General features: G+C 62.2%; 16 protein-coding genes. 8 read left to right on the top strand and 8 right to left on the bottom strand.

Annotation, left to right across the window (positions count from 1 at the left end; translation table 11 throughout):
• Positions 1-69 precede the first annotated feature (69 nt).
• Complete coding sequence (locus AO692_RS11380; protein ID WP_280138604.1) at positions 70-996, bottom strand: DMT family transporter; 927 nt, start codon at positions 994-996, stop codon at positions 70-72.
• 151 nt (positions 997-1,147) lie between these two features.
• Entirely contained in the window at positions 1,148-1,525 is a 378-nt protein-coding gene (locus AO692_RS11385; RefSeq protein WP_054310183.1) for a nuclear transport factor 2 family protein, read from the bottom strand.
• 71 nt (positions 1,526-1,596) lie between these two features.
• Here AO692_RS11385 and AO692_RS11390 point away from each other — a divergent pair, with 71 nt between their 5' ends.
• The gene (locus AO692_RS11390) at positions 1,597-2,169 is read left to right on the top strand and encodes a TetR/AcrR family transcriptional regulator (protein WP_054310184.1); all 573 of its coding nucleotides are present in this window, start codon (positions 1,597-1,599) and stop codon (positions 2,167-2,169) included.
• A gap of 42 nt (positions 2,170-2,211) precedes the next feature.
• Here the strand turns inward: AO692_RS11390 and AO692_RS11395 are convergent, their stop codons facing one another.
• Positions 2,212-3,639 carry a hypothetical protein gene (locus AO692_RS11395; protein WP_054310185.1) on the bottom strand — a complete coding sequence of 476 codons (1,428 nt, stop codon included), beginning with the start codon at positions 3,637-3,639 and terminating at the stop codon, positions 2,212-2,214.
• 158 nt (positions 3,640-3,797) lie between these two features.
• On the bottom strand, positions 3,798-5,240 hold the full coding sequence (locus tag AO692_RS11400) for an XRE family transcriptional regulator (RefSeq protein WP_054310186.1): 1,443 nt from the start codon (positions 5,238-5,240) through the stop codon (positions 3,798-3,800).
• Positions 5,241-5,493: 253 nt separating this feature from the next.
• Between AO692_RS11400 and aceA the strand changes: the two genes are divergently transcribed.
• The 3 genes from aceA (at position 5,494) to AO692_RS11415 (ending at position 7,824) form a co-directional block, all read left to right on the top strand.
• Positions 5,494-6,783 carry an isocitrate lyase gene (gene aceA / locus AO692_RS11405; RefSeq protein ID WP_054310187.1) on the top strand — a complete coding sequence of 430 codons (1,290 nt, stop codon included), beginning with the start codon at positions 5,494-5,496 and terminating at the stop codon, positions 6,781-6,783.
• A 92-nt stretch (positions 6,784-6,875) separates the two neighbouring features.
• Positions 6,876-7,118 carry a hypothetical protein gene (locus tag AO692_RS11410; protein ID WP_024926069.1) on the top strand — a complete coding sequence of 81 codons (243 nt, stop codon included), beginning with the start codon at positions 6,876-6,878 and terminating at the stop codon, positions 7,116-7,118.
• A 277-nt stretch (positions 7,119-7,395) separates the two neighbouring features.
• Complete coding sequence (locus AO692_RS11415) at positions 7,396-7,824, top strand: hypothetical protein (RefSeq protein WP_054310243.1); 429 nt, start codon at positions 7,396-7,398, stop codon at positions 7,822-7,824.
• 130 nt (positions 7,825-7,954) lie between these two features.
• On the opposite strand, the gene AO692_RS11420 is transcribed toward AO692_RS11415, so the two are convergent.
• Positions 7,955-8,683: an HAD family hydrolase gene (locus tag AO692_RS11420; RefSeq protein WP_054310244.1), complete on the bottom strand. Its 729-nt coding sequence runs from the start codon at positions 8,681-8,683 to the stop codon at positions 7,955-7,957.
• 140 nt (positions 8,684-8,823) lie between these two features.
• On the opposite strand from AO692_RS11420, the gene AO692_RS11425 reads away from it, so the two are divergent.
• Genes AO692_RS11425 through AO692_RS11435 form a run of 3 tightly spaced genes read left to right on the top strand, consistent with a single transcriptional unit; the run spans position 8,824 to position 12,013 of the window.
• Positions 8,824-10,257, top strand: coding sequence for a glutamine synthetase family protein (locus AO692_RS11425; protein WP_054310188.1), 1,434 nt, complete (start codon positions 8,824-8,826; stop codon positions 10,255-10,257).
• Positions 10,258-10,308: 51 nt separating this feature from the next.
• Positions 10,309-10,677, top strand: a complete 369-nt coding sequence (locus tag AO692_RS11430) for a four helix bundle protein (RefSeq protein WP_054310189.1) — start codon at positions 10,309-10,311, stop codon at positions 10,675-10,677.
• 49 nt (positions 10,678-10,726) lie between these two features.
• Complete coding sequence (locus tag AO692_RS11435) at positions 10,727-12,013, top strand: FAD-binding oxidoreductase (protein WP_054310190.1); 1,287 nt, start codon at positions 10,727-10,729, stop codon at positions 12,011-12,013.
• Positions 12,014-12,031: 18 nt separating this feature from the next.
• On the opposite strand, the gene AO692_RS11440 is transcribed toward AO692_RS11435, so the two are convergent.
• From AO692_RS11440 to AO692_RS11450, 3 genes are read right to left on the bottom strand one after another with little or no spacing between them, the layout of a single operon-like run.
• Positions 12,032-13,489, bottom strand: coding sequence for a HAMP domain-containing sensor histidine kinase (locus tag AO692_RS11440; protein ID WP_054310191.1), 1,458 nt, complete (start codon positions 13,487-13,489; stop codon positions 12,032-12,034).
• Positions 13,486-14,160, bottom strand: coding sequence for a response regulator transcription factor (locus tag AO692_RS11445; RefSeq protein WP_054310192.1), 675 nt, complete (start codon positions 14,158-14,160; stop codon positions 13,486-13,488). The genes AO692_RS11440 and AO692_RS11445 overlap by 4 nt, the downstream gene beginning before the upstream one ends.
• 39 nt (positions 14,161-14,199) lie before the next feature.
• Positions 14,200-14,583 carry a hypothetical protein gene (locus AO692_RS11450; protein WP_054310193.1) on the bottom strand — a complete coding sequence of 128 codons (384 nt, stop codon included), beginning with the start codon at positions 14,581-14,583 and terminating at the stop codon, positions 14,200-14,202.
• Between the two features lie 488 nt (positions 14,584-15,071).
• On the opposite strand from AO692_RS11450, the gene AO692_RS11455 reads away from it, so the two are divergent.
• A complete protein-coding gene (locus AO692_RS11455; RefSeq protein ID WP_054310194.1) occupies positions 15,072-15,908 on the top strand; it encodes an SH3 domain-containing protein in 837 nt (278 codons plus the stop codon).
• Positions 15,909-15,938 lie beyond the last annotated feature (30 nt).

The following is a 15,938-nucleotide window of genomic DNA, read 5'->3' on the forward strand; positions in this document are numbered from 1 at the left end:
TCGCGCAGCAGGCTTGTCAATGGGCAAAGATGTTCCAACCCCACCTGACAATCAAATCTGATTTGCATGTCAGGTGGGCGACGGGATTCCGGTGGTGCCGGGTCGCGCCGGCCGCGACTGACGCCGCAGCTCCAGGCCGATATGGACGAGCAGCGCGGCAACGACGACGACACCGCCAATCATGGTGCGGGCCGAAGGCACCTCGTCGTGCACAAGCCAGACCCAGATCGGTCCGAGGATCGGCTCGAACGTGCCGAGCAGCGCCGCCACGGCGGCCGGAACCAGCCTGGCGCCGGTGGCGAAGAAGGCCAGGCCCACGCCGAGATTGATGACGCCGAAGGCGAAAAGAAAGCCCATGTCGCGTGGAGAAACCGCGAACTGCGTAACCTGCGATGCAGCGAAAAGGGCGGCAAAGATCGTTCCGAGACATGTGGCCGGCGTCATGCGCACCTGGGCGAAACGGCGGGTTATCACGGTGGCGACCGAAAACATGAAAGCGATGAGCAGCGCCAGCCCGTCGCCGATCGGCGACACCGCGCCGCCCAGCGATTCCGAAACCATGATGGCGACGCCGACGATCACACCGGCGATCGCTGCCCAGGTGGCAGCCGAGACTTTTTCGCGGAACAGCAGCCAGCTGAGCAATGCTGCCAGCAGCGGCACGCCGGCCTGCATGAGCAGGATATTGGCGACTTTGGTGTAGGCGAGCGCAACCACGAAACAGGTCGAAGCGGTGGCGAAACAGACGGCCACCGCAAGACCCGGCAGGCCCATGTCGCGGAACAGTTTCAGGGTTCCGCGCGGACCGTCGCGCCACGCCATGAAGGCGATCAGGAAAGCCGCCGCCCAGATCGAGCGCCAGAACACCACCGCCCAGCTGTCATCGACAGCAATGAAACGCGCAATCGTGCCGCCGAGGCTCCACATCAGGGCGGACAGGAACACCAGCAGATAGCCGATGCGCTCCTCGCGCGATGCCGATGGTAGAGCGGACACGGTAGCGTTCATGGCCCACTATTGCCCTTCTTAAGGCGATGCATCGTGCGGGAGACGACAGAATTTGCCGATTTCCAGGCGACCGAGCGTGGAAGAAACGACGCGGGCATTCAAGAGCCGGATCGCCCGCATCGCTTGAGCCAATCCAGGCTCACTCCGGCAGCGGGGCAGCCTGACCAGGCGACTTGGCATAGCCGAGCGCTTCCACGATCAGGCCACCCCTGACGCGCATCAGGTTGACGCCGCGTACCGAGCCACCATCGCCGAAATTGAAGCGCCAACGGATGACGGCGTTGTCGCCCATTGCCGTGATATCCTCGAGTTCGAAATAGGAAACACGATCGGTGGCGATGGCGTGCCAAAAGGCAAGGCAAGCTTCGCGCCCCTCATAGCGGGTGCCGTTGGGCGCAGGCTGGATCGATTCCATGACGCAGTCCTCGGCAATCAGGTCATCGAGAATCGCGGGCTGATGTTCCTGGAATGCCTGGTTGAACCGCTGCATGATTTCAAATGTGTCATTCGATTGCATGTCTTCCTCCCTGAACAGACAGGTCTGTCTATGAATTGAAATATACAGACCTGTCTGTTAGCGTCAATCCCATGCAGAAGACTCCTGACACCAACGACAGTTCCCCCGCCCGCCGCCGCCTGCTGGATACGGCGAGCCGGCTTTTCTATGCCGAGGGCATCCATGCCGTCGGCATAGACCGCATCATCGCCGAGGCGGGTGTGGCCAAGGCGACATTCTACAAGCACTTCCCCTCGAAGGACGATCTCGTCGTCGCCCATATCGAAGAGCAGGACCGGCTTGGCCGCGCCTATGTCGCGGCACTACCGGCAAGGCCACCGCGCGAGATGATCGCTGCGATCCTAGGGCGCATCGGCAACGCGGCGACCGATGCCGACTACCGGGGCTGTGTGTTTCTCAATGCGGCGGCGGAATACCCGGACCCGGCCAGCCCGGCGCGGCGTGCCATCGATGCACGCCGTATGTGGTATCGCGACAGCTTGCAGAAACTCTGTGCCGCCAGCGGCGATCCATCTTCCGCGATGACGGCCGGTCTGCTTGTGGCGCTGTCGGACGGCCTGCTGGAGGGGGCCTATCTGGACGATCCGGCCAGGATCCCTTCGCTGATCGAAGAAGCCCTCGCCAAACTCCTGCCCAAAGCCTGACCGGGCCGCCGCCGATCTTCCGCCGACGGGCAAAGAGGGCCGTTACTTCGCCTGCTTCAATGCCTCCGACAGCACCGCATCCTCGCCCGCAGCATAGCTTGCGAATGTCTGGGCAACGGGGATGGTGGGCGCCAGTGATCCGGACGGGGTGCCATAGACATAGTTGAGGAAAAAACACGTCGTGACCTGCGCCAGGCTGCAGCCATCTTCCCAGTCGTGGTAGGCGGTGGTGTAGCGGACGGTCAGCCTGGAATTCGGCAAGGTGACGTTGCCGCCCTCGCCCCAGAACCTGGACCTGTCACCCATGGGCTCGCCCATCAGGATACCGCGCGAGCCGGCATGATACTTCAACATCGCCGCGGTGCTGAGAGCCGCGGAGAAGGTGTTCCCGCTGGTGAGGATGAAGACCTTACCGTCCCGCGGCACGAGCTCGGGCAGTTGTTTCGCAAAATCGACGCTCAGCGTGTAGTCGCCACCCGGGTCGAACCGCAGATCCACCACGGCGTTCTTGATCGGCCGCGTCTTCGCTTCGGCCAGGACATCGGCGAGGTAGCCATGGAGGGACTTGCCGTCCTGGTCGCGCACCCGGTTGATCTGGATGTAGAGGATGCTGCCATCGGCCAGATAGTCATGCCAGAAAAACTGATCGGGCCGCGCGAACGCCGGTGGAACCTGAACGCCTTGCAACACATGGGTCCAGGAACCGCTGTCATCCGGCATGGGAACGGGGCTCAGATAACGCTTCGGCCAGAATGTCCTGGTCAGCGGCTCCGGCGTGCCAGGCTCAGCGGCGAGTGTATGTGACGCCTGCGTTCCGTCGCGCAGGCGCAGGACCAACGCAGCGGAGTCCGCCTTTTCGGCAAGGCCCGCGGCATGAAGCAGTTCCGGCGAGGCAAGCAGGTTCGGCGAAAGCTCGCGCGCCAGATTGGCAGGCCCGCCGACGTAGGCGCGCAATCCTTCTACCAGTTGCTCTGCCGAATGGCCTCCGAGCGTCATGACCTGTGCCCCCAGGAGATCACGCTGGTCCGGACGACCCGACACCGCGAACAACCCGTCGGCAAACCATCCGAAGCGCAGCGGCAAGGCGTTGAAGCCGCGACCGCCGACCAGCGCCATGACGCTGGTGTGGCCATTGTCGGCCAGTGCCACGGCGCGCGCGACGCCCATCGCAAAGCCGGCGCGGTCAAGATCGGGCGCACGGGCGGAAAGCTCACCCATTGCCGTGTTGAACGCCGCACGGGTTTCGTTGGTGAAACTGCGCTCGACTTCAGGCAAGCGCCGCAGCAGATCAAGGTCCTGCTGGTTTTTCTCGGCCTGTGATGCAGCCGGCGAGAACGTCATCGCCGGGTAGGACTTAAAGGTCGGATAGAGAATGAAGGCGGCCGGAGCGACCACAAGGATCAGAACAGCGGCCAGAACAATAGCGACGCGCTTCAGCCAGCGTCGCATGGGACGATCGGTACCAGCCATCGGCGCCCTCACCGGTTACGCAACGTCGCGCGGCAAGATGATGACAGAGCCCGGAGGCGTCAATGTCAGTGACGGCTAAAATGCCATCTCTGCTGAAGCGATCCTGACGACAACTGCCATTGCCGGCGAGGCTCTGCTCTGCAACCGCAGCCGGGTCCTTACTGAAAATCGAAGGCGCTCAGGCCCGTCACCATCTCGTCGAGACCCAGCGGACGCGTCACCGGCGGCTCGGCTCGCGACAGGCAGCCGGAGCGCTCGCACAGGCGGCACGCCGGTCCAACCGGCGTCGCCTTCACGGCGCCCGCCTTGCCGCCCAGAGCCAATGCCGGAAGCGCTGCGCCATAGACGATCTCGTCACGGAAGGCGATGTCGCAGCCGAGCAGGATGGCAGTGCGGCGCGGTCGCTCCGAAAAAGCACCCTGCGGGCCCTCCAGAGTACGCGCAACGGTGAGGAATTCGGCGCCGTCCGGCATTTCAACGGCCTCGACGAAGATCTGGCCGGGCTGGGTGAAGGCAGCATGCACCGGAAGTTTGGGGCAACCGCCGCCGAAGCGGCTATGCGGAAAGCCCTGCGCGCCGGCACGGCGGAAGCGGTTGCCGGCATTGTCCACTTCCAGCATGAAGAATGGCACGCCGGAAGCACCCGCCCGCTGCAGCATGGTCAGCCGGTTGGCCGCCTGCTCAAAGGAGACACCGAAGCGCGAACGCAGCACATCGACGTCGTAACGGGCGCGCTGGGCGGCGGAAAGAAAGGCCTGGTACGGCATCATCAGCGCATGCGCGGCATAGCGGCCGAGTTCGAAACGGGCCAGCCGCCTGGCTTCGTCGGACGACAGCTTGAGCGCTGCGATCTCAGCCGCCACCGCAACCTGCATGCGGATGAGGCTCGCCTCCATCGCTACCTCGCGCAGTTGGTCGAAGGGCGACAGCCGCTCGGATAGGAACAGGCGCTGCGAATGGCGATCATAGCGGCGGCGCCAGTTGGGCATGGTGGCGACGGGAAGCACCTTGACGACGATGCCGTGCTCGCGCCGCAGCCATTCCTTCAACGCACCGAATAGGTCGTCGCCGGGACCAAGCAACGTCGTGAAGGCTTCGGCTTCCTCTTCGAGCGTCGGAAAATGGTTTTGCCGGCGTTCGAACACCTCATGCACCTCGTCGATGGGCAGGCGCGCGCCGGAAAGCGCGGTGGTATGGCCTTCGCGGGCAAGCAGTTCCGTAAGATCCGACAGGCGTTCGGCCTGCTCACGATAGGCGCGAAACAATTTGATGACCGCAGCCGCCGCATTGGGCGCGGCTTCGGCGATCTCGACCAGTTCCTGGTCACCCGGCAATTCGCCGGCCAGAAGCGGGTCGGTGAAGACTTCTCGCAATGCCGAGATCGAACCGCGCGCCTCGCCCTGCAGTTCATCCGGCTCGACCTTGTAGACGGAAGCGAGCTTGAGGATGAGCTGGACCGTCAGGGGGCGCTGGTTCCGCTCGATCAGGTTGAGATAGGAAGGCGAAATGCCCAGCCCTTCCGCCATCGCCGTCTGGGTCAGCCCCTTCTGGTTGCGGATGCGGCGGATGCGCGGCCCGGCGAATATCTTCTGCTCAGCCACGAGAACGGCACTCCTTTACAAAACTTGACATCGAAATCACCCCGATTCCGATATTTCCACTTTTTACATAATTTACAAGTTTACAGCTCTGCATTGTCAAGCACAACACAGATTTTCCCTTATTTTCCAGTCAAAATCGTGAATTCATTGGGTAGTTTTCGCACCGCAATGTAAATCAAGTCACAGGAAATCGCTACAAACCGAAGAACGCACGGCGGTTTCACGAAACGCAATTTGACAAGCGGAGCAGACAATGACCGATTTTTACAACCTCGTCCCCTCGGCCGCAGAAGGCCGGTTCGACGGCGTCGAACGGCCCTATTCGCCGGAGGATGTAAAGCGGCTGCGCGGCTCCGTGCAGATCAAGTACAGCCTTGCCGAAATGGGCGCGAACCGCCTGTGGAAGCTCATCCAGGAGGAAGACTTCGTCAACGCGCTCGGCGCGCTCTCCGGCAACCAGGCCATGCAGATGGTCCGTGCCGGTCTGAAGGCGATCTATCTGTCGGGGTGGCAGGTCGCGGCGGATGCCAATACGGCTTCTGCCATGTATCCGGACCAGTCGCTCTACCCGGCGAACGCGGCACCGGAACTGGCCAAGCGCATCAACCGCACGCTGCAGCGCGCCGACCAGATCGAGACCTCCGAAGGCAAGGGCCTTTCGGTCGATACCTGGTTCGCGCCGATCGTCGCCGACGCTGAGGCCGGCTTCGGCGGGCCATTGAATGCCTTCGAGATCATGAAGGCCTTCATCGAAGCCGGCGCCGCGGGCGTCCACTTCGAGGACCAGCTGGCATCGGAAAAGAAATGCGGCCATCTCGGCGGCAAGGTGTTGATCCCGACCGCCGCGCATATCCGCAACCTGAACGCCGCACGGCTTGCCGCCGACGTCATGGGCGTGCCGACGCTGATCGTCGCCCGTACCGACGCCGAGGCCGCCAAGCTGCTCACCTCCGACATCGACGAGCGCGACCAGCCTTTCGTCGACAAGGATGCCGGTCGTACCGTGGAAGGCTTCTACCAGGTGAAGAACGGCATCGAGCCCTGCATCGCCCGTGCCATCGCTTACGCGCCGCATTGCGACCTGATCTGGATGGAGACCGGCAAGCCGGACCTCGCCCAGGCCAGGAAGTTCGCAGAAGCCGTGCACAAGGCACATCCGGGCAAGAAGCTGGCCTACAACTGCTCGCCGTCGTTCAACTGGAAGAAGAACCTCGACGACGCCACGATCGCCAAGTTCCAGCGCGAACTGGGCGCGATGGGCTACAAGTTCCAGTTCATCACGCTGGCTGGCTTCCACCAGCTCAACTTCGGCATGTTCGAACTGGCTCGCGGCTACAAGGATCGCCAGATGGCGGCCTATTCGGAGTTGCAGGAAGCGGAATTCGCGGCCGAGGCCAACGGCTATACCGCAACCAAGCACCAGCGCGAAGTCGGCACCGGCTATTTCGATGCCGTCTCGATGGCGATCACCGGCGGCAAGTCGTCGACGACTGCCATGCACGACTCGACCGAGCACGAACAGTTCCGCCCGGCCGCCGAGTAAGCCGGACCGCATATCATCCCCGGCGCGGACGCGCCGGGGCGGCAACAGAGGAACCGCCTGAGAAGGCGAAGGAACATTCGAGGAGAAAAACGATGGCACCGCGTACCCGTGTCAAGGAAAGAGCCGAAGAACAGGCCACCACCATGAGTGCCGACCAGCAGGCCGTGATCCGGATCGTGGCCAACGATCTGCACCGCCTCAACCAGTCGGTCATGAAGGCGGTCGAGGCGGGCGTTTCGGTCGAACTGGTTCGTTCGGCCCGCCATCATGGCGGCGATGGCAACTGGGGTGATCTTTTGATCCCGGTGATCGTCACGCAGCAAAGTCACGGCTAACGAAAGTCAATACTTACCGACTAAAAGCAAAAAACCGCCCCGCGGGCAGCCGCGGGGCGGTTTTTTGTTTTGCAGGTGCTTTTACCGGACGACCGCCTGCGACTTTAGTTGCATAGCTGCCACTAATATTATTGTGATCCGCAAACGGGCCGGCTAGTACAGCCGCACGCTTGACATAGGCGATGGCCTCAACCCATTGTCCGGCGTGAATACAACCTAGCATTGAATTGTGGACAAGCAGCGCAAGCCCATTTTTCTGAAACACGACGAGAACGACATGACGGTTGCTGACGAAACCCCACCAGCACGTGACGGACCCAGGCTGGACTTCAGCAAGGTGCTGGTCGTGAGCCGGTCTCCGATCAACCGTATCGTCGTCTCCAGGATCATCGAGCAAAGCGGACTGAAGGCGATCGCGGAATCGCCCGAGACGGCCCCGGCGGCGTTGACGGATGTCATTCCCGGAGCCGTGATTCTGGATGGCGGGCCTGAAAACGGAGACTGCGACACAGTGCTTTCAGGTGTTGCGGCAATTCGCGGAATGATCGGCAGGTCGGCGCCTTGCATCGTCTTCCTTTCCAACCGCACAGGCACGATCGACAGCCTTGCCTTGCCGCGCGCGGTGGATTTCGTGGTGGCCAAGCCGATCACGCCCGATCGGCTGCAGCAGATCATCGATCGCCTTAAGAGCGGCACCAGGACGTAGCGCCGGCCGCCCGGGGCATTTCCGCTTTCTCTCCACCGCGGAAACGCTCCAGCCCTTTGTTTCTAAGCAATTCCGGACGCAAAACCGCTACGCACTTTTCCTGGAATGCTCCAGGAGGCGGCGGACAGCCTCAGGTCTTGCCGGAAACCGAGCCGATATCCGAAAGCAGCCCCGGCAATTCGCCGAGATGGCCGATCTCGCGAAAACGCGACGCGCCTGTCGGCGCTTCCACATGCTCGATCACCCAGGTCAGTTCGTGCGGCACGAAGACGCCCCAGCTGCCCGCCTCGATGGCCGGAACGACGTCCGATTTCAGCGAATTGCCCACCATCATCGCATGCTCGGCGCCGTCGCCATGGCGCGCGAAGATGCGTTCATAGGTCGGGCGCGACTTGTCGGACACGATTTCGACGGCCTGGAAGAAGTCGCCGAGGCCTGATTGGGCGAGCTTGCGTTCCTGATCGAACAAATCGCCCTTGGTGATCAGCACCAAGCGGTAGCGCCCGGCCAGCGCCTCCAGCGTGTCGTGCACATGCGGCAGCGTCTCGATCGGATGGCTCAGCATCTCGCGCCCGGCAGCCAGGATCCTGCCGATGACTTCGCTCGGTACCTTCCCACCGGTGACATCGATCGCCGTTTCGATCATCGACAGCGTGAAGCCCTTGATGCCGAAACCGTAGGTGCCGAGATTGCGTCTTTCAGCCTCCAGAAGCCGTTCCAGAAGGTGCTCCTTTTCGGCATGCTCGGAGAGCAGGTCGGCGAAATGGCGCTCCGTCAGCCGGAAGAACTGTTCGTTCTGCCAGAGCGTGTCGTCGGCATCGAAACCGATGATGGTCAGGGTGTTCGGCGACGTGGTCATGCGGAGCATCTAGGGCGAAAAACGGCCCAAAACCAGCGCTTTGGAACGCTTGTGCCAGCAAAAACGCCCATGATCCCCCCTTTTCTTCCTTCCGGGGCCACGGCTATACTCGGTAATCTGCAACCACAATCTGGTGATTGATGCCGCCTGCCAAGAAGGAAGTCCGTCCGTCGAGCCGGGGGACGCGAACCCGCGCGCCTGCCTTTCTGAAAAACCTCAGGGGAGTGAAGAGCTTCAAGGAGGCGAGCATCTGGCTGGAATCGCGTGGCATCGAAGACATCGAATGCATCACGCCGGACCAGGCCGGCGTCGCCCGCGGCAAGATGATGCCGTCTTCCAAATTCACCTCGAACACCTCGCTGGCACTGCCTTCGGCACCCTTCATGATGACGATTTCCGGACAATATCCGGAAGACGGCAATGGCTTCGAATATCCGGAAGACGATGGCGACCTGAAGCTGGTGCCCGACCTTTCGACGCTGACCGTCGTGCCATGGGAGGAAGACCCGACCGCTGCCGTCATCTGCGACCTCGTTCATCAGGACGGCCGCGCGGTTGAATTCACGCCACGCAACGTGCTGAAGCGCGTGGTTGCCGCCTATGACCGGCATGGCTTGCGGCCAGTCGTTGCGCCGGAGATCGAGTTCTATCTGGTGCGCAAGAACCCGGACCCGGACTATCCGCTGACACCTCCGGTCGGCCGCTCGGGCCGGCCGATCGCCGGTGGCTCGGGTTATTCGATCGCCGGCGTCAACGAATATGACGAACTGATCGACGACATCTACCATTTCTCGGAAGCTCAGGGCCTCGAAATCGATACGCTGATCCACGAGGAAGGCGCCGGTCAGCTCGAGATCAACCTGCGCCATGGCGACCCTATCGAACTGGCCGACCAGGTCTTCCTGTTCAAGCGCACCTTGCGCGAAGCGGCGCTGAAGCATGACGTCTACGCCACCTTCATGGCCAAGCCGATCCAGGGGCAGCCGGGTTCGGCTATGCATATCCACCAGTCGATCGTCGACAAGAAGACCGGCAGGAACATCTTCTCGGCGGAGGACGGCACCGAGACAGAGGCCTTCTTCCATTTCATCGGCGGCATGCAGAAGCACGTGCCGAATGCGCTGGTGATGTTCGCGCCCTACGTCAACTCCTACAGGCGCCTCACACAGGCGGCATCCGCCCCGGTCAACAACAAATGGGGCTACGACAACCGCACCACGGCTTTCCGCGTGCCGCGTTCGGACCCCAATGCGCGCCGCGTTGAAAACCGCATCCCGTCGTCGGACGCCAACCCATATCTGGCGCTCGCCGCATCGCTTGCCTGCGGCCTGATCGGCATCAACAACAAGGTGCCGGCCGAACCGCCGGTGCTGACCACCGCCAATGAGGACGAGATCGACCTGCCGCGCGGCCTGCTCGAAGCCGTCGATCTTTTCGAGAGCGACGAGGAACTCGCCGCCATGCTCGGCCGCCCATTCGCAGCCACCTATGCGGCGATCAAGCGTGCGGAATTCGAGACCTTCATGGAAGTGATCAGTCCGTGGGAGCGGGAGTATCTGTTGCTGAATGTCTAGGGGAGTAGGGGAGTAGGGGAGTAGGGGAGTAGGGGAGTAGGGGAGTAGGGGATGAACGAAAAGACCGGTTCCTACAAGAACTTGGTCGTTTGGCAGCAAGCAATGGACCTTGCCGTAGCCGTTTACGCCACGACGAAAACCTGGCCAAAGGAGGAACTGTATGGCTTGACGGGTCAGGTGCGGCGCGCGGCCACATCCGTACCTTCGAATATTGCCGAGGGTTATGGGAGGGAGATACGCGGCTCCTATCTGCAGTTTCTCCGCATCGCCCAAGGATCTCTGAAAGAATTGGAAACCCAGCTTCTCATCGCCGAGCGAACCGGCATCGCCTCCGAGTCCACGACAGATTCACTGTTGGTAAGTGCTGAGAGCGTGGGGAAACTATTGCGCTTGTTAATCCGCAAGCTCTCAAGCGATTAGCGCCTGCTCACATAGCCCCTATTCCCATACTCCCTTCTGAAAAGCCCCCATGCCCTACCAATCCCCCGTCTCCCCCGGCCGCTCCTGGTATGAAGATAGCGCCGGGCCGCGTCCTGAGTATCCTTCGCTGGACGGCGACCGGCAGGCCGACGTCGTCATCATAGGCGGTGGCTTCACCGGCCTTTCGGCCGCCGTGCATCTGGCCAAGGCCGGCAGCAATGTCGTGCTGATCGAAAGCCATCGTTTCGGCGATGGCGCATCTGGCCGCAATGGCGGTCAGATGGGCACCGGCCAGCGTGCCTGGGCCGAAGAGATGGAGAGCGAATATGGCTTTACCCGAGCCAAGGCGCTGTTCGATCTCGCCGAAGAAGCCAAGGCGCATCTTCTCGAATTCTCCTCGGCCAACGGCATCGAGATCGATTACATGCCCGGCCAGCTGTCGGTGGCGCACAAGCAGCGCTACGTCGATGACTACAAGGCGCATGCCGAGATCATGGCGACGCGCTTCGACTATCCTCACATCAAGTTCATGGACGCCGGGGAAACCGCCGAGCGGCTGGGCTCCACGCTTTATTACGGCGGCAGCCGCGACACAGGCACCGGCCATATCCATCCGCTGAAACTGGTGATCGGCACGGCGCTTGTAGCAGCCGCTGCCGGTGCAAATATCTTCGAAAAGACACCGGCCACCGGCATCTCGGCGCAAGGCGGCAAGGTGAAGGTGACGACGGCGCGCGGCACCGTCACCGCCGACAAGTGCCTGATTGCCGCCAACGCCTACGGTGGCAATCTGGAACCCGTCAGCGCATCCCATATCATGCCGATCGGTTCCTTCATCGGTGCCACCGTGCCGTTGGGCGACGAACTGAAGGTGCTACCCGGAGGCGAGTCGGTCGATGATTCCCGTTTCGTGGTGCGTTATTTCCGCAAATCGAAAGACAACCGGCTGCTGTTCGGCGGGCGCGAAGTCTATGCCGTCAACGATCCGAAGGACATCCACATCCATATCCGCAAGCAGATCGCCGAAATCTATCCGGCTCTGAAAGATGTCGAGATCACGCATGGCTGGGGCGGCTATGTCGGCATCACCGTGCCGCGCAAGCCCTTCGTGCGCGAAGTGATGCCGAACGTCATCTCCGTCGGCGGCTATTCCGGCCACGGCGTCATGCTGTCGAACTTCTTCGGCAAGCTCTATGCCGAGACGGTGGCGGGCAATCGCGATCGGCTGAAATTGATCGAAGACCTGAAGATACCGCCATTTCCCGGAGGGCGCCGCTTCCGTGCGCCGCTCTTGTTCCTGGCACTCAACTGGTTCGCGCTACGCGACCGGATCTAGAGCACCAAACCCGGTCCGCTAGGCACTCCCGGCCTTCGGTCCGACAGCATTCGCCAAAGGCAACTGCAAACGGACACGCGTGCCTTTCCAGGCGCCGTCGATGATTTCGATGCTGCCGCCATGCAGGCGCGCGATCTCGCGGGCAAGGTTAAGACCCAGCCCCGCGCCGGTCGAACGCGGGCGCAGCCGGTAGAATGGGTCGAACACGCGTTCGCGCTCTTCCGGCGGAATGCCCGGCCCTTCGTCTTGGATCTCCAGCCCGCCCTTATCGTCGACCAGAACGGTGATGGTGCCCGAACCGCCGCCATGCTCGATGGCGTTGCGCAGAAGATTGGCCACGGCGCGCTCGATCTGCTGCGGCCGAACACTGACCGGAACCCTGCCCTCGGCCGGTTCGAAAGAAAGCTCGTAGCCCGCCTCCAGCGCCAGCGGCGCGAAATCGACGGCAAGCGTCCTTGCCAGACCGACCAGATCGACCACTTCACGCGGACCGGCCGAATGGTCGAGCACCTGTCGATCCAACAATTGCTGCGCCAGATGCGACAGGCGCTCGATGTCCTTCAAAAGGCGCCGGCTCTCCGGATCCTCGCGCAACAATTCCGCACGCGTGCGCAATATGGCGATCGGCGTGCGCAATTCGTGCGCCGCATCCGTAAGGAAACGATTACGCTTCTCGTAGCCCTCACCCAACCTGGCAAGCGCACGATTGAAGGCCTGCACCAGCGGCGCAACCTCCTGCGGCACCCGTTCGGTCGGCAATTGCACGGCACGATTGTCGATGTCGATAGCGCTGGCTTCATCGGCAGTGGCGACGAGCCCGGCGAGTGAACGGCGCACGACCGCAGGTGTCGTCACCAGCGTGGTGAAGCCCATCACGATGATGATCGGCAGCAGCATGACTATGGTGAGGATGACCAGGATAGGCCCAACGCGAAGCCAATTGATCGTGCCGTCGGGATTGCGGGCAAGCTCGATCTGCAGGTCGATGTTGACTTCGACACCGTCGTTCTCGTTACGCGAAGACAGGGTGGAGGCGAGCACACCGACACGGCCGGCCGGCGTATCCAGATTGGCATAGGAGGCCGCGGGGCGCAGGTCGCTCTGTGCGAAATCCAGAGCAGCGCGATCTATGTTCCTGAGCAACCCGTCGCCGCCACCGGCGTAAACCGGAGGAACGTTGCCCTGTCGCAATTCCTGGCCGTTCTGGTCACGCACGACAAACCAGAGGTTCGGAAAACTCCGGCGATAGCTGTTGAGCTCCTCGGTCTCCCTGAGCACAAGCTGCCCCTTGCTGTCCCGGCTCAACGCTTCACCAACGAGAACAGCCGCCTCTTCATTGTCCACCAGAAGGCGCGGCTGCGCTATGAAGAGAACCAGGGTGAGCAGACCGAGGAAAACGACCAGCATGGCCGCCTGCAGCAGGATAAGCCTGCGCACCAGCACCCATTGCAGCGAACGCGGACGCGGCTTTTTCATGTCACCGCGCGCAGAAGGTAGCCGAGATTGCGGATCGCCCTTATCTCGACTCCCGCATTGACTTCATCGAGCTTGCGCCGCAGCCGGGAAAGATGGGAATCCAGCGCATTGGAGCCGATTTCGTCATCCATGGCGTAGACTGATTCCTCCAACGTCGAGCGCAGTACCGCTCGGCCAGGACGGCGGATCAGGGCTTCCAGCGCCAGCTGTTCGCGGCGCAGCAATTCCAGCGGCTTGTCGCCCACCAGCGCCTCGCGATGGCGAAAATCATAGGTCAGCCGGCCAACCGCTACGAGGTCGGAACGCAAGACCGCCGGACGGCGCTGCAAGGCGCGCAGCCGCGCCATCAGTTCCTCCACGGCGAAGGGCTTGGCCAGATAATCGTCGGCGCCGCCGTCGAGGCCGGCAACACGGTCGTCCAGTCCGCCGAGCGCCGTCAGCATCAGGATCGGCGCGTCGACGCGGCTGGCTCTCAGCTTCGGGATCAGATCGAGCCCCTCGCCGTCCGGCAGGCGTCGGTCGAGCACCAGTGCATCATAAGGACCGAAGGCTGCAGCGGCCTCAGCGTCGGCGATGGTCGCGACATGATCGACAATGACATGCCGGCGCTCCAGCGCCGTCTTCAGCACCGAAGCCATCTCCGGCTCGTCTTCGAGCAGCAGAATTCGCATTGCCCTTCGCCCACAGATTGCCGCCGAGGCGGCTTTCCCTCACTCGCACTCAAGCTTCGGCTTGCGGAAGCTGGTCACATACCAGCCCTTCCCCCACCGGCGCGCGTAAAATGTGTAGAAACACTCCTGTTCCTCGACATAACCAGGCGTCACCGTCTCTTCGTAGCGCGTGCCACGCCGGGTGTCCTTGATCTCGCCACTCGTGGAACCTGGCACGACATTGGTCGAGACTTTGCGCCACTGATAGGCGCGCTCGTCGCGGGCGAGATCGAGCACGGTGGAGGGCGGCCCATAATCGACGATGACTTCCTCGACCGGCCGGCCGACATAGTTCTTCATGATGTCGGAGGCGCAGCCGACAAGAAAGGCCACTGCGGCAAGCGCCGTAACGCTGCATGCGGCACGAATGGTATGAGAAGGCATGATGGATCCCGTGTAGTGTCCCTGCCCCGCTGCTAGCCCTGCTAGATTACCCGGACATTGCGGGAAAAGACGGGGCGATCGCCCGCACGCCTTACGCGAATCGCGATATCCAACTGATTCGCCAGCCGCCCCGTTAAAGTAAGTTGACACTTACAAAACCCTTGCAAAAAGCATTTTTACGAGCCGTGACAATAAAATTTGCGCATAAGTTTTGGTCGAATGGTTGTCGTTTAAGCTTGAAAGGCGCATAGATGCCACAATCGTCTGCCAAATGATCCAGGCTGGGCATTGCGAAACTAGAGCTTCGTATCGCCTGGAGGGATTTCGGGACCGACGCTGATCAGGCGCTGCCCTTGATCGAAGAACGTCGGCCGTGTTCAGGGGTAACCAGAACCTCAGATGCTCAAGTTGGTCCAGTTCTGTTTCGCGGACGGCGGGACCGTCGACGCTACAAACAATCCGCCACAAGGCGCTCAGCGGAGGCCGTTTTGAAACGCCCGCTCGGTTTCCGAGCGCCCAAGCCGCACCGCATCTCGATGCAGTTCGGTTATAACACGCGTCCGTCCTTCTGGCAGAAGGTACAAGCACAATCCCATCTCGTGATTGCCGCTGTCGGCACCGTCGCGCTGCTCAGCGTTGCCGGAACCGCGTTATGGTTGGCGCTGCCCTCGGGCGAGCGGCAGGCCTTCGCCAAACATCCAGTTGCCCAGGAAGCTTCGGCCTCCGAACAGAGCCCTGAACCCGCGCAGGTTGCGGAACAGAAGCCGGCTGTCGCTTCCGAACCGGCAGGCGTTGCAGCCAAGGGGCCGCAAGTCAGGCCCGCCTCCGTGCAAACGGCAGCCGCCAATGACGAGCTTTCCAAGACCGATCCGCGCTGGACCAACCCGGACGGCAAGCCCAAGCCTCAGACAGCCGCGGCGATCCAGGAAGCCGCCAAGGCCGTGACCGTTGCCAAGCCTGGCCAGGACGATCCGGACGCGACTGAACTCGCCTATGCGGAACCGGAAAATGGAGGCTCACCGGCCGACGCGGCGATAGTCGATCCGCCGGTGCCGCAGGCAAAGCCGGACAAGGCCGCGACCGCGGGCATCCCAGTCGTGGAGGAACCCCGGCAGAACGCAGAGCCGGCCAAGGCAAGCGGCAACGGAACGATCCTGCGTTCGGTGACGATGCGCTCGGGCCCCAAGAAAGGCGCCGGCGCCATCACCACGGTGCCAGCCAAGTCCAGCGTAGACGTGATCTCCTGCGGCAAGCACCGATGGTGCGAGATCGTCTACCAGAACAAGCGCGGCTGGATCTATCAGAGTTTCCTCAACCGCGGATGAGTGCCTTGCGGCCCTCCCTTCTCCCCCAGG

Origin of the sequence: Mesorhizobium sp. 1M-11, from assembly GCF_001303895.1 — a bacterium.
In the GTDB taxonomy this organism is placed as follows: Bacteria; Pseudomonadota; Alphaproteobacteria; order Rhizobiales; family Rhizobiaceae; genus Mesorhizobium.

Coding starts and splice junctions, on each gene's coding strand:
- AO692_RS11450 (WP_054310193.1), bottom strand. CDS start 14,583: ATGCCTTCTCATACCATTCGTGCCGCATGCAGCGTTACGGCGCTTGCC.
- AO692_RS11385 (WP_054310183.1), bottom strand. CDS start 1,525: ATGCAATCGAATGACACATTTGAAATCATGCAGCGGTTCAACCAGGCA.
- aceA (WP_054310187.1), top strand. CDS start 5,494: ATGACCGATTTTTACAACCTCGTCCCCTCGGCCGCAGAAGGCCGGTTC.
- AO692_RS11435 (WP_054310190.1), top strand. CDS start 10,727: ATGCCCTACCAATCCCCCGTCTCCCCCGGCCGCTCCTGGTATGAAGAT.
- AO692_RS11420 (WP_054310244.1), bottom strand. CDS start 8,683: ATGACCACGTCGCCGAACACCCTGACCATCATCGGTTTCGATGCCGAC.
- AO692_RS11395 (WP_054310185.1), bottom strand. CDS start 3,639: ATGGCTGGTACCGATCGTCCCATGCGACGCTGGCTGAAGCGCGTCGCT.
- AO692_RS11390 (WP_054310184.1), top strand. CDS start 1,597: ATGCAGAAGACTCCTGACACCAACGACAGTTCCCCCGCCCGCCGCCGC.
- AO692_RS11445 (WP_054310192.1), bottom strand. CDS start 14,160: ATGCGAATTCTGCTGCTCGAAGACGAGCCGGAGATGGCTTCGGTGCTG.
- AO692_RS11415 (WP_054310243.1), top strand. CDS start 7,396: ATGACGGTTGCTGACGAAACCCCACCAGCACGTGACGGACCCAGGCTG.
- AO692_RS11440 (WP_054310191.1), bottom strand. CDS start 13,489: ATGAAAAAGCCGCGTCCGCGTTCGCTGCAATGGGTGCTGGTGCGCAGG.
- AO692_RS11430 (WP_054310189.1), top strand. CDS start 10,309: ATGAACGAAAAGACCGGTTCCTACAAGAACTTGGTCGTTTGGCAGCAA.
- AO692_RS11425 (WP_054310188.1), top strand. CDS start 8,824: ATGCCGCCTGCCAAGAAGGAAGTCCGTCCGTCGAGCCGGGGGACGCGA.
- AO692_RS11410 (WP_024926069.1), top strand. CDS start 6,876: ATGGCACCGCGTACCCGTGTCAAGGAAAGAGCCGAAGAACAGGCCACC.